We start from the raw sequence: 23,870 nt of genomic DNA, 5'->3' as shown, positions 1-23,870 counted from the left end.
GAGGCAGGGTCACACGTGGTCTGTCCGTTATTCATTCGTGGCCGTGTCACGCGGCGCGTCCGGCGGGGAGGTCTCCCGGTCCGGCGCCTTGCGGCAGGCGGCGGCGTTTTAGCAACCGCACCGCCGAATAACAACCGGCCAGTGCCACCGAAATGCCAATTTCGTTACCCGGCCATTGTTCGGCGCTCCGCCGCACGCGCGCAGGCGATTGAAGACTAACGGCGAATCCAGGCTTTCAACTCGGCGACGGCGCGCTTGGCCGCCCGTTCCAGCGTTTCGTCATCGACGCCCGCCCAGGGGTCGCCCGAGGCGCCCGGGGCGTCCTCCTGCCCGAGAATGCGATGCACCCGCCGGCCGTTGGCGTCGACCACGTCGAAGACATAGAACATGGTGGTGGAAGACTGGTCGCCGGTGGCGGTCAGATATCCGTTGATCCGGTAGGTCGCCGGGGCGCCGACGCGGCGCACCAGGGTCAGATTCTGGGCGACGGCCTCGCTGCCGATCCGGCGCGAGAGCGAATCGGCGATGTTGCCGGGCGCTCCGGTGAAGGGTTCGAAGGCAACGGTCACCTTGTCGGGGGAGACCCGTGGCGCGCTGGCGACCGGCGCGGTGTTGTCCGAGACCAGTCCCGGGGGGACCGGGTCTCCGGCGCAGGCGGTCAGCAGGAAAGCCGCGATCAGGAGCGCGGTGCGGGGGAGACGCTGTCGGGAGGGTGCGAATACGCTCATCGGGCTTGGTCGGCCTTGTCTTGCCATCTGCTCTTGCTACCAGCTTCGGCGGTCTGCTCTTGCGGCTTGCGCGCGGCGCGAATGTGTTCCGTTCGTTTAGCCCGCCTTGACCGGAAGGTCGAGGGGAAGCTTGGAAAGACATTCCGGCGCGCCACTGGTGGTGAGGTAGGTCTGGCCGAGGGTCATGGCGGTGCCGCTGTCGGAATCCATCAGGATCATGTGCACGAAGACCACCATGTCGGGCACGATTTCGGCGCTGTTGCCGGAATAGGCCATCGGCCAATCCATCCAGCTGGGCGAGAATCGCGCGCCGAGGGAGTAGCCACAGGCATTGAGCCGGTGCGGCGTCAGCTTGTGCGCGTCGACCACGGCGGCATGCGCATCGAACACATGGCCGAAGGTGCGGCCGGGGCGCAAGTTGGCCTCCACCGCCGCCAGCGCCTCGCGCGCCGCCGTATGCAGGGCGACATGGCGGGAGGTCGGTTCGCCGATCACCACCGTGCGCATCGCCGCCACATGATAGCGGCGATAAACGCCAGCCCATTCCAGGGTGATCTGGTCATTGGCCGCAAGGACGCGGCGGCCCGACTTGTACCGGCACAGAAGCGCGTCCTGACCGGAGCCGATGATGAATTCATTTCCCGGATAGTCGCCGCCGCCGGCAAAGACCGCTCCTTGCATGGCGGCGAGAATCTCGCCCTCGTCGGCGCCCGGCGTGATTTTCTCAAGGCCGGCGACAAAGGCGGCGTCGGTCAGCTCGGCGGCGCGGCGCACATGGGCGATCTCGGCCGGGCTCTTCACCGCCCGCAGCAGCGGCACCAGCGTCGACGCATCCTGCAAGGTCGCGAAGCTCGCCAGGTGCTGGTTGATGTCCAGCGCCACCTTCCCGGTCATGCCATGGGTGTCGTATTCCACCCCGATCCGCCCGCCGAGCAGGTCGAGCTCGAACAGCAGTTCGCGCAGTTGCAGCACCGGTGATGCGCCGGCCCGGTCCTCCCAGACCCGAATGTCGCCGACGACGGAAGTGTGCTGCGCCTGGCGCAGGTCGGCCGAGCGGGTCAAGAGGACGATGCGTTCGTCGCGGGTGACCACCATGGTCTGGAAAAAGCAGAAGCCGAAGGTGTCGTAGCCGGTCAGCCAGTACATGCTTTCCTGGGCGAACAGCAACATCGCGTCGAGCTTCTGTTCGGTCATCAGCGCGCAGAGGGCGTCGAGCCGGGCGGTGAATTCCTGACGTGTGAAGGGCAGCGGCATGGTCGAACCCGTCGGCTTGAGGTGGAAAGGCGGTCTCCGGCGTTGCGCGTCAGCCTCCGGAAAGGGCGATGGCCGACATCAGCCGGCCATAATCCGGCTCGTCGGCGTGGGTTGTTCGGCGATAGGAGTAGAACAGCTCCGGCTCTGCATAGGTGCAGCGGCCGAGATCGCAGGCGCGGCCGACCCCGGCCCGGCGCAGCCGCTGGCCGATGAAGGCGGGCAGGTCGAAGCGGAAATGATCGGGCCGGTCGGAGGGGACGAAGAAGCGCTCGTTGTCGGCGTCCGCAGCGGTGAAACGGTCGAGGAAGTCGCGCCCGACCTCGTAGTTCGTCTGCGAGATCGTCGGCCCGAGCACGGCGATCACCCGGGTGCGGTCGGCCCCGAGGGTCTCCATCTTCACCAGCACGGCTTCCAGGATGCCGGTGAGGGCGCCGCGCCAGCCGGAATGGGCCGCGCCGATCACCCGCGCCTGCGGATCGGCGAACAGCACCGGCCCGCAATCGGCGGTGGCGATGCCAAGGGCAAGGCCCGGCCGGTCGGTGACCAGCGCGTCGCCCTTGGGCTGGGCGTCGGCGCTCCAGGGAACGGAGACCGGAATGGCGTCCGCCGAATGATGCTGATGCGGCGAGACCAGCATCCCGGGCACCACCCCGAGCATGGTGGCGATGCGGGTGCGGTTCTCGATCACCGCCGCTCGGTCGTCATTGGAGCCGAGACCGACGTTGAGCGAGGCATAGATACCGCGCGAGACCCCGCCTTCGCGGGTGAAGAAACCGTGGACGATGCCATCCAGTGCGGCAAGGTCGGGAGATGTGAGCATGTGATTCCGATCGGCTCTCGTACTTGCGCGATGGTGGGCGCGGCGCTGTCGGCTGTCAAATGCCGGCTGTCGAATGTCAGGTGTCGAATGCCGGCAAGGAAATATCCGCCCGGGCGACCGCCAGCACCTTGAACAGCGTTCCCATTTCTTCCGGTCCGGCGAGCCGTTCCACCTCACCGTGGATCCGCTCCTGGGCGTCGGGGGACTTGCCGGCGCCAAGCCGTCCGGCCCGTTCCAGCAGCCCGAGCCGCAACAGGAACTCGCCCTGGGTGATCGCGCCGCGCGGGACGAGCGGGGCAACCCGCATGGCCCGGGCCAGCGCCTCGAAATTCACATGGGCGGTCAGGTCCGCCGTGCCGGGGTGGGCCAGCACCGGGTCGTAGGCGTGACGCCGCACCGCCTGCAGGGTGTCGCCGGGGGCGGTGCGCGTGGTGCCGTAGTCGATCACCAGCGCCGCCCCGTCCTGACGGGCGATGCGGGTTGCCAGCGTCTCGGCCAGGGCATTCGACAGGGGCTGGGTCTCGATGATGGCGCCGGCGGGTGCGCCGCGCAGCTCGGCGGCCAGCGGGCGGGTGTCGAGTTGGCCTGGTCCGGTGACGAAGGCCAGGTCCCCGGCCTCGTCGAGCCCGACGCAGCGCTCGCACCACGCCTTGCCGGTGTTGACATATTGATGGATCGGCAAGGCGTCGAAGAACTCGTTGGCAACCACCAGCAGCGGGCCATCCTGCGGCAGGCTGTCCAGGCCGTCGTGCCAGACCGGGGTCAGACCGCTTTCGGCGAGTGTTTCGGCCTGCACTGCGCGCAGGCGCTCGCTGGTTTCCACCAGATGCAGCGTCAGCGCTTCGCGAAATCCGGGTCTGAGACCGGCGACCCGCAGGATGTCGCGGGAGAGGGTGCCACGCCCGGGACCAAGCTCGACCAGATGCACGCGGGGCGGGGACTTCAGGGCGGTCCACACATGCAAGAGCCAGGCGCCGATGAGTTCGCCGAACATCTGGCTGACTTCCGGTGCGGTGATGAAATCGCCCGAGGCGCCGAACGGCTCGGCGGACATGTAATAGCCATGTTCCGGATCGGCGAGGCACCGGGCCATGTAGTCGGCAACGGTGATCGGGCCGTCGTTGGCGATCTGCTGCTTCAGCCGGCCCGCCAGCGGTGTCGTGCCGGTCTCGCTCACTTGGCCGTCTCCGTGCCTGCCTGGGCGTTCTTGGCGGGGAGGGGAGCTGCGGGAGGGTTACGCAAGGCGCGGAGGATGGCGTAGAGCCCGGCCAGTATCATCGGCACCGACAAGACAATGCCCATGGTCAGGCCCGAGGCCAGGAAGCCGATATGCGCATCAGGCATGCGAAACAGCTCGGCCACCGACCGGGCGAGCCCATAGCCGAGTGCGAAGGTGCCGGCGATCAAGCCGGGCCGGCGCAAGCCCTTGAACCGCAGGGCGATCAGCAACACGACGGTGAACAGGACGATCCCTTCCAGCGCCGCCTCGTAGAGCTGGCTGGGGTGGCGCGGCTGCGGTCCGGCGTCGGGAAACACCATCGCCCAGGGCACGTCGCTGACCCGGCCCCACAGTTCTCCATTGATGAAGTTGGCGATGCGTCCGAAGAACAGGCCGATCGGCGCGACGATGCCGGCAAGGTCGAACAGGGTCCAGAGCGGCAGCCCGCGCCGCCAGGCGAACAGCACCATCGCCGCGACCACGCCGAGGAAACCGCCATGGAAGGACATGCCGCCGGACCAGACCGCCAGCGCATCGAGCGGGTTTTGCACGTAGTATTCGGGCGCATAGAACAGCACATAGCCGAGCCGGCCGCCGAGAATCGTGCCAAGGGTGGCCCAGACGACGAAATCGTCGATGTCGATCAGCCCCGGCCGCTTTTGTACGCCCCACAGGGCGTCCCGGGCGACGATCCGGCGCATCAGGCGCCAGCCGAGCAGCAGCCCGGCGATATAGGCAAGCGCGTACCAGCGGATGGCGAAGGGGCCGAACTCGACCAGCACCGGATCGATCGTGGGAAAGGGGATGGCGAGGAACGGCATGGCTTCTCCGGGCGCGGGCGGCGGGGCGGGATTTCGCGCGGCGACGTTGACGATGTTTGCCCACATCCGTCAAGGCGGCGCGGGCGGACGCGGTGATTTGTCGGCGTTCGGGTGTTTCACCGAACGGCAAAGCGCATTAGTTAAGGTGGTGAGCGGGCGCCCTCAAGGTGTCCGGGTTCGATCGCGCGGGGCCGGCACTCCGCCACCCGCGCAAGACATGACGAGGACAGGATGACACAGGGCCCCAATCGCGTTCTGGATGATTTCGCGAAGCTGATGACCGATGTCGCCGGCGTGGCGCAGGGCGCCCGCCGCGAGGTCGAAACCGCTTTTCGCGCGCAGGCGGAGCATTTTCTCGCCGACATGGATCTGGTCAAGCGCGAGGATCACGACGTGGTCAAGGACATCGCCGTGAAGGCGCTCGACGCGGTCGAGGCGCTGGAAGCGCGCGTTGCCGAGCTGGAAAAGGCGTTGGCGAAAGCGGGCAAGAGCGAGACGGCCACGGACGCCGACGCCGCTGGGGAGACGAAGGACGGGGCCTGAAGTCTCGCCAAAGACGAATGGCGTGCCGGCCAGCGGGAAAAGCCGGTGCGCCATCCACAGGTTCGAAAGCGTTAACGAAGTGTGAACGTATCTTCTTCGGGCGAACTGCCTATATACTGAAGTCAAGTGAAGATTCGCGGTTGGATGTCGATTTGTCCGTTGATGACGTCCCGCCGCGCCAACTTCGCCAGCGGCAGGCCAGGCCTCCTGCGGACCGCTATGGGTGGAAGCGCCTCTCAGCCGAGGGGGCGAAGTCCCGCAAGCCGAGAGGAACGTTCATGAGCCTCATCGACATCGAATTCGAACGGCCCGCGAACCCGGTCGACACCATCGAGCATATCGCCGCCATCAATGATTGGTCGTTTGAACGCTCCTGCGACGAGGAGATCACCATCTCCGTCGCCGGTCACTGGTGCGACTACCATGTCTCCTTTTCCTGGATGGAAGATCTGGAAGCGCTGCATCTGGCCTGCGCCTTCGATCTGAAGGTTCCCGAGCCGCGCCGGACCGAGGTGGTCCGGCTGCTGGCACTGGTCAACGAGCAGCTGTGGATGGGCCACTTCGATCTGTGGAACCGGGAGGGCGTGGTGATCTTCCGCCAGTCGCTGCTTCTGGCCGGCGGCGCAGAAGCCACCTCCAAACAGATCGAGGGGCTGATGACCAACGCGCTGGAATCTTGCGAGCGCTATTACCAGGCGTTCCAGTTCGTGGTCTGGGCCGGCAAGTCCGCCTCCGAGGCCATCGACACGGCCCTGTTTGAAACCGCGGGGGAAGCATGAGTTTTTCGCCAGAACGCCCGCTTGTGCTGATTGGCGCGGGCAAGATGGGAGGCGCGATGCTGGCCGGCTGGATGGCGCGCGGCGTCGATCCGGCGGCGGTGCTCGTCGTCGATCCCGGTCCTCCGCCCGAGATCCGGGAACTCCTGTCGCGCCATACGATTCGCCTTGAGAGCGCGGTTCCCGACGGGCTCAAGGCCGGCGTTCTGATGCTCGCGATCAAGCCGCAGATGATGGATGCGGTGCTGGGGGGGCTCGTCGGCGCCGTCGATGGCGACACCCTGGTGCTGTCGATTGCCGCCGGCACGCCGGTGGCCCGGTTCGAACAGACCTTCGGCAAGGTTGCCGTGACCCGGGTGATGCCGAACACGCCCGCCCAGGTCGGGCGCGGCATGAGCGTTGCCTTCGCCAACACCGCGACCAGCGCGGAACAGCGGGCGACGGTCGATGAGCTGCTTGCGGCGATCGGCGCCTCGGCCTGGATCGCGCGGGAAGAGCAGATGGATGCGGTGACGGCGGTCAGCGGGTCCGGTCCGGCCTATGTGTTCTATCTGGTCGAGGCGATGGCGGCGGCCGGCGCTCGGGCGGGGCTCGATGCGGATCTGGCGATGCAGCTGGCGCGGCAGACCGTGTGCGGGGCCGGCGAGCTGCTGTTCCAGTCGGAGCTGGAGGCGGCGGAACTGCGGCGCAACGTGACCTCTCCAAAGGGCACCACCGAGGCGGCGCTCAAGGTCCTGATGGCGGAAGATGGCATTCAGCCGGTGTTCGACCGGGCGGTCGCCGCCGCCAAGCGCCGCTCCGAGGAACTGGCTGGCTAAGAGGCAAGCCGACGGCTCCTCGCTTTTGCCGCGTTTCGCCCTAGGATCCTGAACAAGGGTCTCGGTTTGCGACGAGACGTGGCAGCAAGTGGGGTGACAGGAATGGCGAGCCAGAAAATCCGGCAGAAGATCGTAGCGGCCTTTCTCGATCTGCTCGGCGAGAAGGGATGGCATGGCTTCGAGATGGCCGAGCTTGCGCTGGCCGCTGATGTGAAGCTGTCGCTGCTGCGCGCCGAATTCCCCTCCAAGACAGCCTGCTTCAAGGCGTTTCTCGCCGAGATCGACCGCAAGGTGCTCGACGCGGTCGACCCGGACATGGCCGAGGAGCCGGCACGGGACCGCCTGTTCGATGTGCTGATGGCGCGGCTCGATGCCCTGTCCCCCTATCGGGACGCGGTGCGTGCGCTGAAGCGAGCGGTGCGGCAGGATCCGCAATTGGCGGTCTGCCTCAATGGCTGTGCGCTGACCTCGCAGCGCTGGATGCTGACCGCCGCCGGCATCACCGCCTCCGGCCCGAAGGCCCAGGCGATGACGCAAGGGCTGGTGCTGGCCTTTGCCCGGGTCGTCGATGTCTGGCTTGATGACGCGGATCCGGGACTGGCGCGCAGCATGGCGGCGCTTGATCGGGAACTGGACCGGGGCGAGGTCTGGCTGCAGCGGCTCGACGGATTGGCGCGGTTCGTCCGGCCTTTCCTGAAACGCCGGCGATCCGGCTCCCGCCGCCGAGATGAGGCATCTGGCGCCAGCGACGAGCGCGAGTCGCCTGCCACCTGAGCCCGGCCCCCGGTCCGACCACTCGGCCTGACCACTTGCGCCATGGGCGCGCCGACTGTGCTTTTGCAACCGCACCTGACACGGAAGCGGCGCCCGGCCGCGCCGGCCGCTTGCGTCGGGCCGGGAGGCGCGTCTATCGTTCGGCCCGAGCAGGAGAACGACAGGATCGAACGATCCGCCAGGGGAAGGCAGTGAACGACGTGACGCAGGACGGAAACGGGCAGGATTTCATTTCATTCGGCGATTTTCTGAAGGTGGATATCCGGGTGGGCCGGATTGTCGAGGCCGAACCTTTTCCGGAAGCGCGCAAGCCGGCGATCCGGCTGAAGATCGACTTCGGCCCGGAAATCGGCATCAAGAAATCCTCCGCCCAGATCACCCATCACTATGCGCCGGAAGATCTTGCGGGCCGCAAGGTGCTGGCGGTGGTGAATTTCCCGCCGCGCCAGATCGGGCCGATGATGTCGGAGGTGCTGACCCTCGGCGTGCCGGATGAGAGTGGCGAAGTGGTGCTGCTGCGTCCGGATCTGGAGGATGTGCCGATCGGCGGCCGGCTGTTCTGAGCCTTCGGGCCGAGCCGGGCGGCCGCACCGCCGGCGTCAGACCGGGATGCGGACCCGCACCTTGAGGCCGCCGAGGTCGGCACTCTCGTCGAGCACGATGTCGCCGCCATGGGCGCGGGCGATGTCGCGGGCGATGGCCAGGCCCAGGCCACTGCCGCCGGCGTCCTGATTGCGCGCCTGATCGAGGCGGTAGAAGGGGCGGAAGACGTTTTCCCGCTCATCCTCGGCAATGCCGGGACCATCGTCCTCGATGGTCACGGTCAGCCAGCCTTCCGCATGACGGCCGTCGATGCGCACGGTCGAGCCGTGCCGGGCGGCGTTTGTGACCAGATTGGTCAGGCAGCGCTTGAAGGCGATCGGCTTCAACATCACCTCCGGTGCGCCCTGAAAGCTGGAGGAAACTTCGGCGTTGAGGATCTCCGCTTCGGCTTCAAGCTCCTCGAACAACAGAGCGATGTCGGTGACTTGCGGTTTTTCGTCGCCATCGCCGCGTGCAAAGGCGAGGTAATCCGCCAGCATGGTGTTCATCTCGGCAACATCATGCCGCAGGGCCCGCACCTCGTCGCTGTCGGGAAACAGCGCCAGTTGCAGGCGGAAGCGGGTGAGGATGGTGCGCAGGTCATGGCTGACGCCGGCGAGCATGGTGGTGCGCTGCTCCATCTGCCGCTCGATCCGCCGCCGCATCTCGATGAAGGCCTGGGCCGCGCGGCGCACCTCCAGCGCGCCGCTGGGGCGGAAGTCGTCGATCGGCCGGCCCATGCCGAAGCTTTCCGCCGCCGTTGCCAGCCGTTCGACCGGGCGGGTCTGATTGCGCAGGAAAATCAGGGCGATAACGATTAGCACCAGGGAGGTGGACAGCATCCAGACGATGAAGATATGCGAGTTCGAGGCATAGGCCTGATTGCGCCGGGCAATCACCCGGAGAACATTGCGGTCGAGGCGAATGCGGATTTCGATGAAGCTGGACCGGCCGACCGTGTCGATCCAGAAGGGGCGGCCAATGCGCTTGCCGATCTGTTCCGACAGGTAGCGGTCGAGAATATCGAAGAACGGCTTTGGGCGCGGTGGCGGCAGCGGTTCCAGCGGCAGCACCGCCACCGACAGGTCCAGGTCCTGCCGTGCCATCCGGGTGAAATTGGCGAAGTCCTCTTCATGCGGATAGGTGTTGAGAATATCGACCAGAAGCGCGATGTCGCGCACCACCGCTTCGGACAGACGCCGGGTCACCAGCTCGTAATGGCGTTCCAGGAACACGAAGCCGAGCACCGCCTGCATGATGGCGATCGGCACGATGATGATCAGCAAGGTGCGGGCGAACAGGCCCTTGGGCATGCGCCTGTATAAGAACCGCGCGGTGGCGCGGTAGGGCTCGGCGACCAGCCCGGCAACCCGCGTCACCGATGCGGGCAAAGTGGGGCGCCAGCGCAACAGGGAGCGGAGCCGGCGGGCGGTGGTTGCCATCAGTCGCAGACCAGCCGGTATCCGATGCCGCGAACCGTTTGCAGGTAGAGCGGATTGCCGGGGTCGGTTTCGATCTTGCGCCGCAGGCGATTGATCTGCACATCCACCGTGCGCTCGCCAAGACCACTGTCGTCGCCGACGATCTCGTTGCGCGGCACGGTGTCATTGGGCTTTTCGGCGAACAGTGCCAGGATTTCCTTCTCTCGGTCGGTCAGGCGGATGATATCGTCGCCGCGTTTCAGCTCGCGCCGGGTGGAATCGAACAGATACGGGCCGAATCGCACATCAAGGGGCGGGGTTGCCTCCGGCGTCGCCCGGCGGCGCAGGATCGCCCGGATGCGCAGGAGCAACTCGCGCGGCTCGAACGGTTTGCTCAGGTAATCGTCAACGCCCGCCTCCAGCCCGGCGATGCGGTCGGAGGCGTCGGAACGGGCGGTCAGCATCAGAATCGGCACATCGGAGCTGGTGCGCATGTTGGCGGAAAAGGCCAGGCCGTCTTCCCCCGGCATCATCACATCGACGATCAGAAGATCGAATTGCAGACCGGCCAACCGGCGACGAGCCTCGGCTGCATTGGCCGCAGTGCTGATGCGAAAGCCGTTTTCCGCCAGAAAACGGCGCAGCAGCGTGCGAATCCGGTTGTCGTCATCGATCAGGAGCAGATGCGGGGCATCGTCCGTCGGTGGAGCGGGAAGGGGTTTGTCGGCTGTTTCAGGCATTCCGCGCGCAAGGCCTCAGCTGTGTTCGATCAAACGCGCGACATCGCCGCGCTGATCGGGGTCGATCATGTGATAGAGGAACTGGCGGGCAATCTCATGACTGCCTTCCGGCATGGCCGCGAGGGCGCGCTGGATCCGCCGCGCCTGCAATCGGGTCAGACGCTCGGCAAGGTCCTGGCCGAGCGCGGTGGTGGTCAGCAGCCGCTCACGCCGGTCCACCGGGCCGGGTTCCTGCAGGATGTAGCCTTCGTCGATCAACTGCTTGAGCACCCGCGCAAGGCTCTGCTTGGTGATGCGCAGGATGCCGAGAAGGTCGGTGACGCGCAGGCCCGGATTGCGGGAGACGAAATGTAGCACCCGGTGATGGGCCCGGCCGAAGCCGAATTCTGCCAGGATGGTATCCGGGTCGGAGGTGAAGTCCCGATAGGCGAAGAACAGGAGCTCGATCAGGTCGATCGGCATCCGGTCCTCCGCCGGGCTGCCCGGCGCGGTCAGGCTGTTTGAATCTGAGAAATTTACGTCAGTCATATTGACTTATTTTCGACCGATTGTTACACGATGTACGTCTCTGACGAAATGATCGTACATCTTGAGCCCGTTTCAAGGATTATTGACGATGGTTTCGCAGAATGTGCCTGATGCGCCTGCCCCGGTTCGATTTCGCCGCAGGCCCATCAACATACAAAGAGTTTCCCGGTAGCGCAAAGTTGCCGATTTTGCCGGGCAAGGACTGAGACACCCCGCCGTGCTGCGTTGTTGCAGCGCGAGATTTCTTGAGAGCGGACTGATCCGCTGGTTGCCGCTGGAGTAGACGGTTATGGCGCATGTGCCTTTTGATCAATTGAATGGCGAAATCTGGTACGATGGTGCCTTCGTGCCCTGGGCCGATGCCAAGCTGCATGTGCTGAGCCACGGCCTGCACTACGCCAGCAGCGTGTTCGAGGGCGAGCGGGCCTATGGCGGTGAGGTGTTCAAGCTCAACGAGCACACCGAGCGGCTGCACACCTCGGCGGAGATTCTCGGCTTCACCATTCCCTGGAGCGTTGCGGAGATCAACGACGCGACCCGGACCCTCCTGACGCGCATGAACCTGGTCGACGCCTATGTGCGTCCGATCGCCTGGCGCGGCAGCGAGATGATGGGCGTTGCAGCTCAGGCCAATTCGATCCATATGGCGATTGCCGCCTGGGAATGGCCGAGCTACTTCAAGCCGGAAGAGCGGCTGAAGGGCATTCGCCTCGACATGGCGCACTACCGCCGCCCGGATCCGGCGACCGCACCGAGCCGGTCCAAGGCCGCCGGCCTTTACATGATCTGCACGCTGTCGAAGCACGAGGCCGAGCGCAAGGGCTTCGCCGATGCCCTGATGCTGGACTGGCGCGGCCAGGTGGCCGAGGCGACCGGCGCCAATGTGTTCTTCGTCAAGGACGGCAAGCTGCATACGCCAACGCCGGATTGCTTCCTTGATGGCATCACCCGGCGTACGGTGATCGGCCTGGCGCGCAAGCGCGGCATCGAGGTCGTCGAGCGGGTGATCATGCCAGAGGAGATGGAAGGCTTCGAACAGTGCTTCCTGACCGGCACGGCCGCCGAGGTGACGCCGGTGTCCGAGATCGGCCCCTACACATTCCAGGTCGGCGATATCGCCAAGGCGCTGATGGAAGACTACACCGCCGAGGTGAACCCGAAGGCGTCGGCCAAGGTCGCCGCCGCGGAGTAAGCTCCGCTTCGGTTCTCCTGTGACGATAACACCCCGCCCGGCCTCGGCCTGGCGGGGTGTTTTGCATTCCGGGGGCTGACGACCTCAGCGCGGCGGCTGGGTCGTGCGGAACAGGCGGCCCTTTTCGGTGACGAAGACGATTCCCAGCGCAATGGCGCCGAAGGTGGCGAAGCCGAGGGAGAGCGGCACCACCGTGCCATCGTAGTGCTGGCCGACGATGAAGCCGCAAAAGGCACCGGCCAGGGTCGTCACGAAGCCGAGCACCGACGAGCCGGTTCCGGCGATCTCGCCCAGCGGCTCCATGGCGATGGCGTTGAAGCTGGGGCCGATGAAGCCGAAGATGAACAGGGTGATCGCCAGCATTGCGGTGAACACATAAAGGTTTTCCGCGATCCAGATGGCGGTGGCCGCCTGGATCAGACTGATCACCACGAAGGCCACCAGCGCCCCATGGGACAGCGGGCGCAGGCCGATGCGCTCCACCAGTGAGGCATTGACGAAGGAGGCCGCCGCCATGCAAAGGCCGATCACGGCGAAGACCGCCGGGAAGGCGGCGCCGATCCCGAAGGTTTCGACGAAGATCTGTTGGGCGGAGGCGATGAAGCCGAACAGGGCGCCGAAGATCAGGCCGGTGGCGCACATGTAACCGAAGGTCACGCGGGTGGTGAGCGTCGTCACGTAGGCGGCAAGGATCGAGCGGGCGGAAACCGGTTGCCGGCGGGCGGCGGGCAGGGTTTCCGGCAGGCGCCGGGCGCACCAGACCAGCATCACCACCCCGCCGAGGGTGAGGAACAGGAAGATCGCACGCCAGGGCGCGACGAACAGGATGATCTGGCCGAGGGAGGGGGCAAAGATCGGCACCACCATGAACACCATCATCACCAGCGACATGACCCGGCCCATCTGCCGGCCGGAATAACTGTCGCGGACGATGGAGACGGCGACGACCCGAGGCGCGGCACAGCCGATCCCCTGCACCAGCCGCGCGGCCAGAAGGTGGCTCATGTCATTGGCGAAAATGGAGAAGACGCCGGCGGCGGCGTAGAGCGCGAGCCCGCCGAGCAGCACCGGCCGGCGGCCATAGCGGTCGGACACCGGACCATAGAAAAGCTGGGCGCCGCCGAAGCCGATCAGATAGGCGATCAACACCTTCTGGCTGTCGTTCTCGTTGAGCACCATCATGGCCGCGCCGATGTCCGGCAGGGCGGGCAGCATGATGTCGATCGCCAGCGAATTGAGCGCCATCAGCGAGGCGATCAGCGCGACGAACTCGCGAAAGGAAATGCCGGGATGTGGCACCGCCGTCGCGGTGCTGCCGGTAACCGGAGAATGCATGGGTGATCCTGGCAGGGCAAAGGGCCGCCAACGGCTAAGGCCACAAGAAAAGATTGTGCGAATTCATCATACAATTCCCTGAAACGCGCGGGAAGGTCAAGCCAAGGGACGAGGCTTCCCCGTTTGTCCGCTCACCTCATGGCTCCACCGGAGGCACTGCGGCCCAGCGGTCCGCATCCCGTGTGTCGCTGTCGCGCGCATCGACCCAGCCGCCGTCGCCGCCGTCCCGCAGATGTTCCTTCTTCCAGAAGGGGGCGCGGGTCTTCAGATAGTCCATCAGGAATTCCGCCGCCTCGAACGCGGCGCGGCGGTGGCGCGAGACCGCGACGACCAGCACGATATTGGCGCCGGGGACAATGCGGCCGTGCCGGTGGATCACCGTCAGTCCGCCGAGCGGCCAGCGCTGGCATGCTTCCTCGGCGATCCGGGTGATCTCCGCCTCGGCCATGCCGGGGTAGTGCTCCAGCTCCAGCGCCGCCAGCCGCCCATCCTCATCGCGGCACAGGCCGGTGAAGGTGACGACGGCGCCGGTATTGCCGTTGCTCGCGGTCAGGGCCGCGATTTCGCGGCCGGCGTCGAAATCCTCCGCCTGGATGCGCACGGAGATGTCGGCACCGCCGGCCCGGGTCTGGTCGCTGCCGGCCGGGGAGGAGGGATGTGGGCTCATCCGCCGGTCATCGGCGGGAAGAATGCCGCCTCGCGGGCGCCGGTCAACGGGGCATCGTGTTCGACATGCATCTGGTCGAGGGCAACCCGGATGGTGCCGCGATCGGCGAAGGCGGCGGCATGGGCGTCATCCCGGGCGGCCAGCCAGTCGAGCAGGCCGGCGACGGTGGTGACGGTCTCGGGAAGATCGATCTCTTCCGCCTCAAGGCCGACCCTTTCGCGGACCCAGGCAAAATACCGCAATTGCATCCTGTCTCCCCCGTTCCCGTGGTGCCGGCCGCTCAGTCGGTCATCAGATGGCCGATGCCCGCGCGGAAGTAGTCGTAGCCGGTATATAGGGTCAGCATGGCGGCAAGCCAAAGCGCGACCAGACCGGCGATCTGCGTGCCCGGCAGCACCGCCTCGCCGGCGGGACCGGCGAGCAGAAGCGCCATGGCGACGAGCTGGACGGTGGTCTTCCACTTGGCCAGCTTGGTGACCGGCACGCTGACCCGGAGGTCGGCGAGAAACTCGCGCAGGCCCGAGACCAGGATTTCCCGGCACAGGATGATGGCGGCGGCGATCATCGACCAGCCGCCGATGTCGCCCTTGCCGGCCAGAAGCAGCAGGCAGACCGCGACCAGGAGCTTGTCGGCGATCGGGTCGAGCATCTGTCCAAGACGCGACTGCTGCTTCCAGGCCCGTGCCAGATAGCCGTCGAAGAAATCGGTCACCGCCGCGACAACGAAGATTGCGAGCGCGGTCCAGCGTGCGGTATTGCCGGGGAAATAGAAGCACAGCATGACCGCCGGGACGGCGAGAATCCGCCCGTAGGTCAAGATGTTCGGTAGGCTCCAGACGAGAGATCGTGTCATTGCGCGAAAGGGTCTTGCATTCTGGAGGGACGAAAGAGCTCATGCCCTTCAAGCACGTGCGCCCGGTTACGTCAATGCGGCGGGCCGGCGGCGGGAAGGTGACCTCGTGTGCCCTCGCAGGGGCCGCCGAAGCGGGGCGGGCTGTCCGGCAAAATTGTCGGCAACCGGTCCTTTGCGGCGACGCACTTGCGCTGCACACCCCGATCACGCCAACAGTGACCCGGAACCGGGTGCGAGCAGGGAGAAGACGAATCATGACACAACGGGTCAATGCCCTCGGCCAGCCGATCGGGCCTGAGGTGCCGGAGTGGACGCCGCGCCCGCGCCCGGAAAAGACGGCGCTGATCGGTCGCACCTGCCGTTTGGAGCCATTCGATGCGGCGCGCCATGTGGGTGATCTCCATGCGGCCTATGCGGCTGATGCAGAGGCCCGCAACTGGACCTACCTGCCCTATGGGCCCTTTGCCAGCGAAGCGGCGTTTCGTGCTTTCGCCGAGGCGAGGTTCACAGGCGAGGATCCGCTGTTCCATGTGGTGGTGGACCAGGAGAGCGGCCGGGCGCTCGGGGTGGCCAGCTTCCTGCGGATCGACCCGGTAAATGGCGTGATCGAGGTGGGGCATATCAACTTCGCGCCGGCGCTGCAGCGCACGCTGATGGCGAGCGAGGCGATGTACCTGATGATGGCGCGGGTGTTCGACGAGCTGGGATACCGGCGCTACGAGTGGAAATGCGATGCGCTGAACGCCCCCTCCCGCGCGGCGGCGGAGCGGTTGGGCTTCGTCTACGAGGGTACCTTCCGGCAGGCGACCGTCTACCGGAACAGGAATCGCGATACCGCCTGGTACTCGATTATCGACACGGAGTGGCCGGCACTGCGCCGGGCGTTCGAACGCTGGCTGGATCCTGCGAATTTCGACGCGGAAGGACGGCAGCGCCGGTCGCTGGCGGTGTTGCGCGCCGGCGCCGGGTAAGCGCGAGCCCTAGAGCGGGCGGCCGGATCAGGAGAAGATCCGCTCGCCCTGCTCGTCGATGATCTGTCGGGCCTTGCGGATACTGAATTCCGCCGCGTCCTCGACGGTGACCATGACATCGGCGCGAATGAACTGGTGTTCGCGCGGCGGCTCCCCGGGTTCGCCATCCTTGCTGATGGTGCCGGCAACCTGCCATTGCGGCCCGTTGGGCTGGGGCTTGGGGGTGATGAGGAAGCCTTTGTACTCGACCGAGGCAAGGGCCGGGGAGGCCGCGCTCTTGTTGTCGCCGCCGCTGCCGCCGAACAGGCCGCCGAAAATCTTGCCGAACACCATGCCTTGCCTCCTGTCGTCTCCGGGGTGCCCGGAGATCAGTCCGTTGTTTCGCTTTCCCTCGCCGGTGCCTCGCCGAGCTGGCGTTTCGACCAGTGGCGCCGGCACAGGGAGACATAGCGGTCCTCGCCGCCGATCACCACCTGATCGCCTTCCTCGACGATCCGGCCATTGCCGTCCAGACGGGCCACCATGGTCGCCTTGCGGCCACACCAGCAGATGGTCTTGACCTCGCGCAGGGTGTCGGCAATCGCCAGCAGCGCCCGGCTGCCGGGGAACAGCTTGCCCTGAAAATCGGTGCGCAGACCATAGCACATCACCGGAATGCCCAGCTCATCGGCCACCGCCGCGAGCTGCCACACCTGCGCTTCCTGAAGAAACTGCGCCTCGTCGATGAAAACGCAATCGACGGCAGCTTTGGCGCGGGCGGCGGTGACATGGGCCAGAAGATCGGTGTGCTCGTCGAACAGGTCCGCCTGGGAGGCGAGGCCGATACGCGAGGCGATCCGCCCCTTGCCGGCGCGCTCATCGACCGCCGCGGTCAGCAGCAGCGGTTCCATGCCCCGCTCCCGGTAGTTGTAGGCCGCCTGCAGCAGGATGGTCGATTTTCCCGCGTTCATCGAGGAATAGCTGAAATAGAGCTTTGCCATGAGTTCCGGCCGCTGTTGTCGTGCCTCTCCGTCCTAGCCGGATTCGCGCCCGCGCCGGTCGGCGTGCCAGGCGTTTTTGCACAGGTTCCGGCCGCTGGCGCCGAGATCTATTCGTGGAAATGATCGTAGATCGTCCGCGCCACGGTCTCGGACACGCCGTCGACGTTCATCAGATCGTCGATGCCTGCCTTGGAGACGGCCTTGGCGGTGCCGAAATGGCGCAAGAGCGCCCGCTTGCGGCTGGGGCCGATGCCGGCGATCTCGTCCAGCGGGCTGCGGGCGATGTCCTTCTTGCGCCGGGCGCGATGGGTGCCGATGGCGAAACGGTGGGCCTCGTCGCGCAGGCGCTGGATGAAATACAGCACCGGATCGCGCGCCGGCAGCATGAAGGAGGGCCGGTCCGGCAGGAAGAACTTCTCCCGTCCGGCGTCCCGATCCGGCCCCTTGGCGATGCCCACGAGCGGTACGTCGTCCAGCCCGAGTTCGTGCAGCGTCTCGCGCACGGCGTTCAACTGGCCAAGACCGCCATCGATCACCACAAGATCGGGCCAGGCGGGCATGCCGGTGTCGGCCTCCGCGCTCTCCGTCTCGGCTGTTTCCGCCAGTGCGGCGCTGTCGCTCTGCGAACCGGCGGGAATGGTGCCGGGCGCCGGCCCGGCGGTAACAGGCGCCGCATAGTCGGGCCGTTCGGCGCTGTGCTCCTTCAAGAGGCGGGAGAAGCGCCGGGTGAGCACCTCGCGCATCATGCCGTAGTCGTCGCCCGGCACCAGATCCTGCGACTTGATGTTGAACTTGCGATACTGCCCCTTGGCGAAGCCCTCGGGCCCGGCCACGATCATGCCGCCGACCGCGTTGGTGCCCATGATGTGGGAGTTGTCGTAGACCTCGATGCGGCGCGGCGGGGCGGGCAGGGAAAAGGCCTCCGCCAGCCCGGCGAGCAGGCGGGTCTGACTGCTGGTTTCGGCCAACCGCCGCCCCAGCGCCTCGCGGGCGTTCTGGGCGGCATGCTCCACCAGCTCGCGCTTTTCGCCGCGCTTGGGAACGGCGACCTCGACCTTGCGGTCGCTGCGTTCGCTGAGTGCGGCGGCCAGGAGCTCCCGTTCCTCGATGTCATGGGACAGGAGAATGAGACGCGGCGCCGGCTTGTCGTCGTAGAACTGGGCGAGGAAGCTTTCCAGCACCTCCGCTTCGGTCAAGGTCTTGTCGGCACGCGGAAACTGGGCGTAGTTGCCCCAGTTCTGACCGGTGCGGAAGAAAAACACCTGAATGCAGGTCTGGCCGCCGTCCTGGTGAATGGCGAAGACGTCCGCCTCCTCCACCGTCTGCGGGTTGATGCCCTGATGCGACTGCACATGGGAGAGGGCGGCGAGCCGGTCGCGGCAGACGGCGGCGCGTTCGAAATCGAGGGCCTCGGAGGCCTCTTCCATCTGCCGGGCGAGATCCTTCTTCACCATCTGGCTGCGGCCGGACAGGAAGGCCTTCGCCTCGGCGACCAGCCCGGCGTAATCCTCCGGCGAGATTTCGCCGGTGCAGGGGGCGGCGCAGCGCTTGATCTGATGCAGCAGGCAGGGGCGCGAGCGGTTGGCGTAGTAGCTGTCGGAGCAGTTGCGCACCAGGAACGCCTTTTGCAGGGCGTTGATGGTGCGGTTGACCGCGCCGGCGGAGGCGAAGGGGCCGAAATAGCTGCCCTTGCGCCGGCGCGCGCCGCGATGCTTGACCAGCGCCGGCGCCTCATGATCGCCGGTGACGAGGATATAGGGGAAGGACTTGTCGTCGCGCAGCAGAACGTTGAAACGCGGCCGCAGCCGCTTGATCAGGTTTGCTTCCAGCAGCAGCGCCTCGGTTTCCGTGCGCGTGGTCACGAATTCCATCGAGGCGGTGGCCAGGATCATCCGCATGATGCGGTTCGACTGGCCTTGCAGGCGCGTGTAGCTGGTGACCCGCTTCTTCAGCGAACGGGCCTTGCCGACGTAAAGCACCTCGCCCTCGCCGTCGAGCATCCGGTAGACGCCGGGGCCGAGCGGCAATTGCCGCACGAAATGGGCGATCACGTCGACACCGCGCGCGTCCGGCCCAAGCGGGGTCGCCGCTGTTTCGAACGCCGGTTCGGGACCGGTGGAGCTGACCGTTTCTTCCGCCTGCTGCGGGCGGTCGCCGGAGGGGCCGCCAGAAGTCGTTGTCATTCGCGCATGCCTGCCACGTCCGGGGTTTCCCAGGCCAGATGCTGGCCGCCATCGAGGGCGATCATCTGGCCGGTGATCGAGGGGGTTGCCCAGAGATAGCTGATGGTGCGGCCGAAATCGTCAAGGTCCGGCCCGCGCCCGAGCGGCACCGCCGCTGCCTGCCGCTCGAAATCCTCCTGCGTCTGCCGGATGTTGGCAAGGGTCGGGCCCGGTCCGATGGCGTTGACGCGAATGCGCGGGGCGAGCCCTTGTGCCAGCGTCTGGGTGGCGGCCCAGAGCGCGGATTTCGACAGGGTGTAGGAGAGGAATTGCGGGGTCAGCTTCCAGACCCGCTGGTCGATGATGTTGACGATCAGCGCATCGCCTTCCACTGGCACCTGCGCGGCGAAGGCGCTGGCGAGAAACACCGGTGCCCGGGCATGGATGGCGAAATGGGCGTCATAGAGGTCCGGCGACAGGCTGGCGATGTCGTCGTTCTGGAAGATCGAGGCGCTGTTGACGAGCAGCCGCAAGGGGCCGAGCGCCGCGCCGATCTCGCCAATCAACCGCGCCGGGGCCTGCGGGTCGGTCAGGTCGGCGGCTACCACCTCGGCTTTCCCCCCTTCGGCACGGATGTCGGCGACGACCGCTTCTGCCTCCGCGCCGGAGCGATGGGCGTGGACGGCCACCGCGAACCCCTGGCGGGCGAGGTCGAGGGCAATCGCCTTGCCGATCCGGCGCGCGGCGCCGGTGACCAGGGCGATCGGGGCATCGGATGACGCACGGGAGGGGGAGAAGGAGGAGGGGGAAGGGGAGGGCATTGGCATGTCCTTCATCCGCGCGGTCGGCGGAACGCCCCCGGGGCAAGTGGGCGAAAGGAGCCGGGAGGCATCTCTCGCCGTCTTGCCTGGTCAGGGACGGCCCGGGCCGCTTCTTTTGTGATCAGCCCACCTGGCCGAACTGGAAGACCACGAAGATATACAGACAATAGAGCAGGGACAAAATCGCGCCCGATGGCCGGCGAATGGTGACATGCATCGCCGCGAAGGCGAGGACCAGCAGCGCGCTGGCGAGCATCACCCAGAGATCGAGGACCAGCACCTCCTGCGGTACGCCAAGTGGCACCACGACCGCGGTGATGCCCATGATCGCCAGAAGGTTGAACACGTTGGAGCCGATGACATTGCCAAGGGCAACAGCGGAATGGCCGCGAATGGCCGCCATCAAGGAGGTGGCCAGTTCCGGCAGGGAGGTGCCGAGTGCAACCACGGTCAGGCCGATCACCGCTTCCGTCACGCCCCAGGCGCTGGCAAGCGCCGAGGCGCCGGCGATGGTGAAATGGGCGCCAAGCGGCAGGCCAATCAGACCGAGGGCAATGAACAGGATGGCCAGCGCCGGGCTTTCCGGAACGCCCTCCACCTCTTCGTAGAGCTCGCCGACTTCCTCTTCCCCCTCCTTGGGGCAATCGGCCTCGGCGCTCTTGTCGGCGCAGCGGCCGTTTTCCCGGCGATGCTTGCGGGTGGCGCGCACCGAATCCCACAGGAACAGGCCAAGCAGCAAGAGCAGAACGATGCCGTCGGTGCGGGAGATCGGGCTGTGGAAGCACATGGCGATGAACACGACGGTGATCAGCACCATGAAGGCGGAATTGCGGATCGCGCCGGTTTCCCGGCAGGAGGTGACCGCGATGATGGCCGGCAGACCGAGCACCAGCAGGACGTTGGCGATGTTCGAGCCGACCACATTGCCGATGGCGATGCCCGGCAGCCCATCGAGCGCCGCGCCCAGCGAAATCACCAGTTCCGGTGCGCTGGTGCCGAAGGCGACGATGGTCAGGCCAATAACGAGGGCGGGAATGCCGAGGCGCTCGGCGATGCCGACGGCGCCGCGAACGAGCACATCGCCGGCGACGACGAGAACCACGAGCCCCCCGATCAGGCTGACATAATCAATGAGCATTGAGCGTAGCGGCCCGGAGGTTCTGGTTGGTCGGAAACGAGATGTCGGCGGAAGAAGCCGGTTGGCGCATTGGTCAGGCCGCCACGGAGCCGCCTGTGATGCGCACCGCCCCTATATAAGCATTCGGGCTAGCGTGAAAAGCCCATTGAGGCGTCCGCATGCTCCTGGAAGTACGGGAAAACCCGGAAAGGCGGGGAGATCGCAGCGTTAACGGGGCGCTAACCCTATCGTTAAAACTTCGCGCTCTGCCGCTGAATTTCCGCAATTCAGGAACCACAATGCCATATTCATTGCTCATACAACGCGGGTTGGGGGGCTGACGGCACACTGCCGTTCGCACAATCCACTTGGGTAAATCTGGAGTTACAACATGAAGCGTCATGCTGCCGCCGGACTGACACTCGCTGCCGCGATTGCGGTTGCCGCCCCGGCTCTTGCGGCCGACCTTCCGCAGCCGGTGGAGCCGATCCCCTATGCGGATCCGGTGCCGGCGGAACGATTCGACTGGTCGGGCTTCTACTTCGGTGGCCATCTCGGCTGGAACTGGACCGACTCGGAAACCCGCAATGGGGTGACCGGCAAGTTCAACACCAATGACAGCGGCATCGCTGGCGGTGTCCATGCCGGTTACAACTTCATGATGACGCCGAACCTGCTGCTCGGTGCGGAAGCCGACTTCAGCCTCAGCGACATCAACAAGCGCAAGACCGTTGCCGGTGTGAACTACCGGACGTCGAGTGACTGGAACGGTACCGTCCGCGCACGTGCCGGTTGGGCCTTCGACCGGTTCCTCGTGTTCGGTACCGGTGGTCTGGCGATCGCCGATCTGGATGTCGCCGCCAATGGCGTCAAGGACAGCGCGACGCGCGTCGGCTGGACCGCGGGTGCAGGTATCGAGGGTGCCGTCACGCAGAACGTGACCGCGCGGCTTGAGTACCAGTACCAGGATTACGGCAGCAAGACCTTCGCGCTTGGCGGCCAGTCCTACAAGACGGACCTGTCGAACAACCAGGTTCGCTTCGGTCTCAGCTACCAGTTCTGATGGCGTGCCGGCCACGGCCGGCACCTCGCGAAACATCGGAAAACCGGACCCGCCTCGGCAGGTCCGGTTTTTTTGTTTTCGCCGATCTCTCGCCTTACGCCGCGATGCGGGTTGCGGCGAAGGAGGGAATCGCGGCCTCGAAAGCGGCGAGCCAGTCGACCAGGACCGGATGGTCGGCGCGCCAGGCGCTGGCAAAGCGCAGGTCGAGATAGCCAAGAGCGCAGGCAACGGCGATCTGGCCGATATGCGGTATGTCCCCGGCCGCGACAGGCGCCGGCGGTGCGGCCTCCAGATGCGCGAGCGCGCGGGACACCTTGTCCGCCTGATACGCCAGCCACTGATCGTCGCGCTTTTCTTCCGGGCGGAACCGGGTCTCGTAGACCTGAAGCAGGGCCGCATCGAGCAGGCCGTCGGCCAGCGCCTGCAGGCGCAGCACCGCGAACCGCTCGTTGCCCTTTGGAATCAGCTGGCCGCCGCCGTCGAGTTGGTCGAGGTACTCGACGATCACCCGGCTGTCGTAAAGCACGCTGCCGTCTTCCAACACCAGGGCGGGGATCTTCCCCAGCGGGTTCTGCTGACGCAGGCTGTCGGCGGGATCGGTGGTATCGGCGTTGACGATGGTGATCCGGTCGATCAGGCCGGCGACGCTGGCGGCGATCTTGACCTTGCGGCCGTAGGGGGAAGGCGGAGAGGAACGAAGGACAAGCACGGCGGATGAACTCCCGAATGCGAAATGGTTCGGCCAGTTTGCGGGTTCGGGCCGCTGGCGCAAGTCCGAGATGGCATGTTCCACCCGTTTTGGGAGGGGGGGTGACGTCGGGACGCCTTGCGGCGTTCGTGGCAAGGCCCCGTTAAGCGGCGGCCTCTACTCTGGTGGCCCGCTTCCTTCGGATGATGACGATCACAGCACGGGCGTAAGATGGCTTTCGGTTTGCATTCCCCGCTCAAGGCCGCCGGCAAGACCCTGTTCCTGCTGGTGGTGGTCTACGCGCTGGGCGCGCCCGTCCTGGCACCGCTGCGGCCGGAGGTCATAGACAGGCCCTTGAGTGCGTTTCACCAAGCGGTCAACGACGCCGTTCTCGACCCCGGCTGGGGGCTGGATACGATCAAGCGGGCGCTGCTGGATGGCCGTGCCTATCTTCAGCGGCAACTCGATATGTTTGGCGGCTGATCGTCTGGACTCTAGGGATAAAACGTCGTCCAGCGCTCGGGCGTTCCGCTTTGCGCGCAATCGGTCGGACCGCGAAAGCTCTGCAGCCGGAAGGCATAATCGCTCCAGCGCCAGCTGGCCCGGTAGCCGCAGTGGCGGTCGGAGCGACCGGTGAAGGCGGCGCTCAACGTGCCTTTCTGCGCATCGAAGGAGACGCCGGACAAAAGGTCGCTGCCGATCCAGCCAAAGCGGGGATCGTGCAAGGCGAAATAGAGCGTTTCCACCCCGCCGATCTCGCCGGAATCGCGCAAGTACAGCCGATAGGTGATGCCGGTGGCGCCCGCCGTGCAGGGGATCGCGTAGACCGTGGAGGTGGGTGAGAGCACGCCGACCACCAGCTCGCGGCTGGCCATGTTCTCGCTCTCCGGCCTTTCGCAATCGCCGGTCGTGGCATGGCGGTAGAGCACGGCCGGCGGGGTGCCGAGCTCCCGAACCGCCGCCGCGCGGGCGGGCGGCGCGCGGCGCTCAAGGCCGG

The 23,870-nt window shown here is 66.2% G+C and carries 28 protein-coding genes; 9 read left to right on the top strand and 19 right to left on the bottom strand.

What is annotated here, in order from left to right:
- Positions 1–215: 215 nt before the first annotated feature.
- The 5 genes from LC062_RS13115 to lgt form a co-directional block, all read right to left on the bottom strand.
- Positions 216–728: a hypothetical protein gene (locus LC062_RS13115; RefSeq protein WP_224911483.1), complete on the bottom strand. Its 513-nt coding sequence runs from the start codon at positions 726–728 to the stop codon at positions 216–218.
- Between the two features lie 96 nt (positions 729–824).
- Complete coding sequence (locus LC062_RS13110; protein ID WP_224911482.1) at positions 825–1,982, bottom strand: M24 family metallopeptidase; 1,158 nt, start codon at positions 1,980–1,982, stop codon at positions 825–827.
- A 49-nt stretch (positions 1,983–2,031) separates the two neighbouring features.
- Complete coding sequence (gene pgeF, locus LC062_RS13105; protein ID WP_224911481.1) at positions 2,032–2,802, bottom strand: peptidoglycan editing factor PgeF; 771 nt, start codon at positions 2,800–2,802, stop codon at positions 2,032–2,034.
- Between the two features lie 76 nt (positions 2,803–2,878).
- Positions 2,879–3,979, bottom strand: coding sequence for a class I SAM-dependent methyltransferase (locus LC062_RS13100; protein ID WP_224911480.1), 1,101 nt, complete (start codon positions 3,977–3,979; stop codon positions 2,879–2,881).
- Complete coding sequence (gene lgt / locus LC062_RS13095; protein WP_224911479.1) at positions 3,976–4,842, bottom strand: prolipoprotein diacylglyceryl transferase; 867 nt, start codon at positions 4,840–4,842, stop codon at positions 3,976–3,978. Before lgt ends, LC062_RS13100 begins: the two co-directional genes overlap by 4 nt.
- Before the next feature lie 231 nt (positions 4,843–5,073).
- Here lgt and LC062_RS13090 point away from each other — a divergent pair, with 231 nt between their 5' ends.
- The 5 genes from LC062_RS13090 (at position 5,074) to LC062_RS13070 (ending at position 8,316) form a co-directional block, all read left to right on the top strand.
- Entirely contained in the window at positions 5,074–5,385 is a 312-nt protein-coding gene (locus tag LC062_RS13090; protein WP_224911478.1) for an accessory factor UbiK family protein, read from the top strand.
- 278 nt (positions 5,386–5,663) lie between these two features.
- The gene (locus LC062_RS13085; RefSeq protein ID WP_181759402.1) at positions 5,664–6,164 is read left to right on the top strand and encodes a type III secretion system chaperone family protein; all 501 of its coding nucleotides are present in this window, start codon (positions 5,664–5,666) and stop codon (positions 6,162–6,164) included.
- On the top strand, positions 6,161–6,979 hold the full coding sequence (gene proC, locus LC062_RS13080) for a pyrroline-5-carboxylate reductase (RefSeq protein ID WP_224911477.1): 819 nt from the start codon (positions 6,161–6,163) through the stop codon (positions 6,977–6,979). Before LC062_RS13085 ends, proC begins: the two co-directional genes overlap by 4 nt.
- Before the next feature lie 102 nt (positions 6,980–7,081).
- Positions 7,082–7,753, top strand: a complete 672-nt coding sequence (locus tag LC062_RS13075) for a TetR/AcrR family transcriptional regulator (protein WP_224911476.1) — start codon at positions 7,082–7,084, stop codon at positions 7,751–7,753.
- 200 nt (positions 7,754–7,953) lie between these two features.
- A complete protein-coding gene (locus LC062_RS13070) occupies positions 7,954–8,316 on the top strand; it encodes a tRNA-binding protein (RefSeq protein WP_224911652.1) in 363 nt (120 codons plus the stop codon).
- Between the two features lie 36 nt (positions 8,317–8,352).
- Here LC062_RS13070 and LC062_RS13065 read toward each other — a convergent pair whose 3' ends face one another.
- The 3 genes from LC062_RS13065 to LC062_RS13055 are packed head-to-tail and all read right to left on the bottom strand — an operon-like array spanning position 8,353 to position 11,024.
- A complete protein-coding gene (locus LC062_RS13065; protein WP_404829719.1) occupies positions 8,353–9,777 on the bottom strand; it encodes an ATP-binding protein in 1,425 nt (474 codons plus the stop codon).
- Positions 9,777–10,496 (bottom strand): response regulator, encoded by a 720-nt coding sequence (locus tag LC062_RS13060; RefSeq protein WP_224911475.1) that lies wholly within the window; start codon positions 10,494–10,496, stop codon positions 9,777–9,779. Before LC062_RS13060 ends, LC062_RS13065 begins: the two co-directional genes overlap by 1 nt.
- A gap of 15 nt (positions 10,497–10,511) precedes the next feature.
- Positions 10,512–11,024 (bottom strand): MarR family winged helix-turn-helix transcriptional regulator, encoded by a 513-nt coding sequence (locus tag LC062_RS13055; protein ID WP_404829718.1) that lies wholly within the window; start codon positions 11,022–11,024, stop codon positions 10,512–10,514.
- A gap of 289 nt (positions 11,025–11,313) precedes the next feature.
- On the opposite strand from LC062_RS13055, the gene LC062_RS13050 reads away from it, so the two are divergent.
- On the top strand, positions 11,314–12,216 hold the full coding sequence (locus LC062_RS13050; RefSeq protein WP_224911474.1) for a branched-chain amino acid aminotransferase: 903 nt from the start codon (positions 11,314–11,316) through the stop codon (positions 12,214–12,216).
- A gap of 84 nt (positions 12,217–12,300) precedes the next feature.
- Here LC062_RS13050 and LC062_RS13045 read toward each other — a convergent pair whose 3' ends face one another.
- The 4 genes from LC062_RS13045 to pgsA all read right to left on the bottom strand — a co-directional run bounded on the left by LC062_RS13045 (position 12,301) and on the right by pgsA (position 15,071).
- On the bottom strand, positions 12,301–13,551 hold the full coding sequence (locus LC062_RS13045) for a multidrug effflux MFS transporter (RefSeq protein ID WP_224911473.1): 1,251 nt from the start codon (positions 13,549–13,551) through the stop codon (positions 12,301–12,303).
- A gap of 136 nt (positions 13,552–13,687) precedes the next feature.
- Positions 13,688–14,218 carry a molybdenum cofactor biosynthesis protein MoaE gene (locus LC062_RS13040; protein WP_224911472.1) on the bottom strand — a complete coding sequence of 177 codons (531 nt, stop codon included), beginning with the start codon at positions 14,216–14,218 and terminating at the stop codon, positions 13,688–13,690.
- Complete coding sequence (gene moaD / locus LC062_RS13035) at positions 14,215–14,466, bottom strand: molybdopterin converting factor subunit 1 (RefSeq protein ID WP_224911471.1); 252 nt, start codon at positions 14,464–14,466, stop codon at positions 14,215–14,217. Before moaD ends, LC062_RS13040 begins: the two co-directional genes overlap by 4 nt.
- A 32-nt stretch (positions 14,467–14,498) precedes the next feature.
- Positions 14,499–15,071, bottom strand: a complete 573-nt coding sequence (gene pgsA / locus LC062_RS13030) for a CDP-diacylglycerol--glycerol-3-phosphate 3-phosphatidyltransferase (protein WP_224911470.1) — start codon at positions 15,069–15,071, stop codon at positions 14,499–14,501.
- Positions 15,072–15,325: 254 nt separating this feature from the next.
- Between pgsA and LC062_RS13025 the strand changes: the two genes are divergently transcribed.
- Positions 15,326–16,042 (top strand): GNAT family N-acetyltransferase, encoded by a 717-nt coding sequence (locus tag LC062_RS13025; RefSeq protein WP_224911469.1) that lies wholly within the window; start codon positions 15,326–15,328, stop codon positions 16,040–16,042.
- A gap of 27 nt (positions 16,043–16,069) precedes the next feature.
- Here the strand turns inward: LC062_RS13025 and LC062_RS13020 are convergent, their stop codons facing one another.
- From LC062_RS13020 to LC062_RS13000, 5 genes are all read right to left on the bottom strand, one after another.
- Positions 16,070–16,375, bottom strand: coding sequence for an HlyU family transcriptional regulator (locus LC062_RS13020; RefSeq protein WP_224911468.1), 306 nt, complete (start codon positions 16,373–16,375; stop codon positions 16,070–16,072).
- A 35-nt stretch (positions 16,376–16,410) separates the two neighbouring features.
- A complete protein-coding gene (locus LC062_RS13015; protein ID WP_224911467.1) occupies positions 16,411–17,022 on the bottom strand; it encodes a thymidine kinase in 612 nt (203 codons plus the stop codon).
- Between the two features lie 107 nt (positions 17,023–17,129).
- Positions 17,130–19,205: an excinuclease ABC subunit UvrC gene (gene uvrC / locus LC062_RS13010; RefSeq protein ID WP_224911466.1), complete on the bottom strand. Its 2,076-nt coding sequence runs from the start codon at positions 19,203–19,205 to the stop codon at positions 17,130–17,132.
- Positions 19,202–20,005 (bottom strand): SDR family oxidoreductase, encoded by an 804-nt coding sequence (locus tag LC062_RS13005; RefSeq protein ID WP_224911465.1) that lies wholly within the window; start codon positions 20,003–20,005, stop codon positions 19,202–19,204. Before LC062_RS13005 ends, uvrC begins: the two co-directional genes overlap by 4 nt.
- 121 nt (positions 20,006–20,126) lie before the next feature.
- A complete protein-coding gene (locus LC062_RS13000; protein WP_224911464.1) occupies positions 20,127–21,143 on the bottom strand; it encodes a calcium/sodium antiporter in 1,017 nt (338 codons plus the stop codon).
- A gap of 370 nt (positions 21,144–21,513) precedes the next feature.
- Between LC062_RS13000 and LC062_RS12995 the strand changes: the two genes are divergently transcribed.
- Positions 21,514–22,185, top strand: a complete 672-nt coding sequence (locus LC062_RS12995) for an outer membrane protein (protein ID WP_224911463.1) — start codon at positions 21,514–21,516, stop codon at positions 22,183–22,185.
- A gap of 94 nt (positions 22,186–22,279) precedes the next feature.
- Here the strand turns inward: LC062_RS12995 and LC062_RS12990 are convergent, their stop codons facing one another.
- Positions 22,280–22,894: a glutathione S-transferase gene (locus LC062_RS12990; RefSeq protein WP_224911462.1), complete on the bottom strand. Its 615-nt coding sequence runs from the start codon at positions 22,892–22,894 to the stop codon at positions 22,280–22,282.
- A gap of 210 nt (positions 22,895–23,104) precedes the next feature.
- Between LC062_RS12990 and LC062_RS12985 the strand changes: the two genes are divergently transcribed.
- The gene (locus LC062_RS12985; protein ID WP_224911461.1) at positions 23,105–23,356 is read left to right on the top strand and encodes a hypothetical protein; all 252 of its coding nucleotides are present in this window, start codon (positions 23,105–23,107) and stop codon (positions 23,354–23,356) included.
- A gap of 11 nt (positions 23,357–23,367) precedes the next feature.
- Here the strand turns inward: LC062_RS12985 and LC062_RS12980 are convergent.
- The coding region (locus LC062_RS12980) for a DUF1176 domain-containing protein (RefSeq protein WP_224911460.1) at positions 23,368–23,870 on the bottom strand (503 nt) is incomplete at its 5' end.

The sequence above is a fragment of the Stappia indica genome (assembly GCF_020177335.1).
GTDB classification, from domain to species: Bacteria; Pseudomonadota; Alphaproteobacteria; order Rhizobiales; family Stappiaceae; genus Stappia; species Stappia indica_B.
The sequence above is the reverse complement of the archived record's forward strand: the minus strand, read 5'-3'. Positions and strand labels throughout refer to the sequence as shown.

Coding starts and splice junctions, on each gene's coding strand:
- pgeF (WP_224911481.1), bottom strand. CDS start 2,802: ATGCTCACATCTCCCGACCTTGCCGCACTGGATGGCATCGTCCACGGT.
- LC062_RS13020 (WP_224911468.1), bottom strand. CDS start 16,375: ATGGTGTTCGGCAAGATTTTCGGCGGCCTGTTCGGCGGCAGCGGCGGC.
- LC062_RS13090 (WP_224911478.1), top strand. CDS start 5,074: ATGACACAGGGCCCCAATCGCGTTCTGGATGATTTCGCGAAGCTGATG.
- pgsA (WP_224911470.1), bottom strand. CDS start 15,071: ATGACACGATCTCTCGTCTGGAGCCTACCGAACATCTTGACCTACGGG.
- LC062_RS13050 (WP_224911474.1), top strand. CDS start 11,314: ATGGCGCATGTGCCTTTTGATCAATTGAATGGCGAAATCTGGTACGAT.
- LC062_RS13085 (WP_181759402.1), top strand. CDS start 5,664: ATGAGCCTCATCGACATCGAATTCGAACGGCCCGCGAACCCGGTCGAC.
- LC062_RS13000 (WP_224911464.1), bottom strand. CDS start 21,143: ATGCTCATTGATTATGTCAGCCTGATCGGGGGGCTCGTGGTTCTCGTC.
- LC062_RS13115 (WP_224911483.1), bottom strand. CDS start 728: ATGAGCGTATTCGCACCCTCCCGACAGCGTCTCCCCCGCACCGCGCTC.
- uvrC (WP_224911466.1), bottom strand. CDS start 19,205: ATGACAACGACTTCTGGCGGCCCCTCCGGCGACCGCCCGCAGCAGGCG.
- LC062_RS13065 (WP_404829719.1), bottom strand. CDS start 9,777: ATGGCAACCACCGCCCGCCGGCTCCGCTCCCTGTTGCGCTGGCGCCCC.
- moaD (WP_224911471.1), bottom strand. CDS start 14,466: ATGCAATTGCGGTATTTTGCCTGGGTCCGCGAAAGGGTCGGCCTTGAG.
- LC062_RS12995 (WP_224911463.1), top strand. CDS start 21,514: ATGAAGCGTCATGCTGCCGCCGGACTGACACTCGCTGCCGCGATTGCG.
- LC062_RS13045 (WP_224911473.1), bottom strand. CDS start 13,551: ATGCATTCTCCGGTTACCGGCAGCACCGCGACGGCGGTGCCACATCCC.
- LC062_RS13060 (WP_224911475.1), bottom strand. CDS start 10,496: ATGCCTGAAACAGCCGACAAACCCCTTCCCGCTCCACCGACGGACGAT.
- LC062_RS13005 (WP_224911465.1), bottom strand. CDS start 20,005: ATGCCCTCCCCTTCCCCCTCCTCCTTCTCCCCCTCCCGTGCGTCATCC.
- proC (WP_224911477.1), top strand. CDS start 6,161: ATGAGTTTTTCGCCAGAACGCCCGCTTGTGCTGATTGGCGCGGGCAAG.
- LC062_RS13075 (WP_224911476.1), top strand. CDS start 7,082: ATGGCGAGCCAGAAAATCCGGCAGAAGATCGTAGCGGCCTTTCTCGAT.
- LC062_RS12985 (WP_224911461.1), top strand. CDS start 23,105: ATGGCTTTCGGTTTGCATTCCCCGCTCAAGGCCGCCGGCAAGACCCTG.
- LC062_RS13025 (WP_224911469.1), top strand. CDS start 15,326: ATGACACAACGGGTCAATGCCCTCGGCCAGCCGATCGGGCCTGAGGTG.
- LC062_RS13015 (WP_224911467.1), bottom strand. CDS start 17,022: ATGGCAAAGCTCTATTTCAGCTATTCCTCGATGAACGCGGGAAAATCG.
- LC062_RS13110 (WP_224911482.1), bottom strand. CDS start 1,982: ATGCCGCTGCCCTTCACACGTCAGGAATTCACCGCCCGGCTCGACGCC.
- lgt (WP_224911479.1), bottom strand. CDS start 4,842: ATGCCGTTCCTCGCCATCCCCTTTCCCACGATCGATCCGGTGCTGGTC.
- LC062_RS13040 (WP_224911472.1), bottom strand. CDS start 14,218: ATGAGCCCACATCCCTCCTCCCCGGCCGGCAGCGACCAGACCCGGGCC.
- LC062_RS13055 (WP_404829718.1), bottom strand. CDS start 11,024: ATGACTGACGTAAATTTCTCAGATTCAAACAGCCTGACCGCGCCGGGC.